The organism is Pseudomonas sp. EA_65y_Pfl1_P113 (assembly GCF_963970525.1).
Lineage (GTDB): Bacteria > Pseudomonadota > Gammaproteobacteria > Pseudomonadales > Pseudomonadaceae > Aquipseudomonas > Aquipseudomonas tritici.
Genome location: NZ_CAXAQM010000582.1, coordinates 1 through 452 on the forward strand (window position 1 = coordinate 1; position 452 = coordinate 452).

Annotated in this window: 1 protein-coding gene; it reads right to left on the reverse strand. The window is 63.5% G+C overall.

All coding sequences use genetic code 11. The features are described 5' to 3' along the window. A partial coding sequence (locus AACY52_RS31190) for an SbmA/BacA-like family transporter (protein WP_339561522.1) occupies positions 1-452 on the reverse strand: 452 nt, incomplete at both ends.

Here is a 452-nt window from a genome sequence, read left to right on the forward strand (position 1 = left end):
GCCGAAGATCGCGTAGATCAGGGCTCCCCAGCACAGATAGCCGGGGATCATCAGGTCGGTGCCGAACAGGTGCAGCGGCGCGGCGTTCGAGAGGCCCCACAGGATGATCACGAAGGAGAACAGCGTCACGACCGACGAGAGCAGGCCGAGTCCGATGACCAGGGTCTGCTCGACGAAGCTCTTGACGTCCTCGGTGATGCGCTGGTCGGGGTTGTCGGCCGCGTCGCCCTTGAGCTGCATGCGATAATGCGTGGCGCCCTGCAGCCATTCGCCGAGATAGTGCCGGGTGAGCCATTGCCGCCAGCGGATCTGGAGCCACTGGTTCAGATAGAGCTTGTAGACGGCCAGCGCGATGTAGGTGGAGGCGAGACCGACGAAGATCCAGATCTGCGTCACGAACGCATCCCAGTCGCTCGCCTGCAGCGCGCTGTAGAAGCGGTTCTGCCACTGGT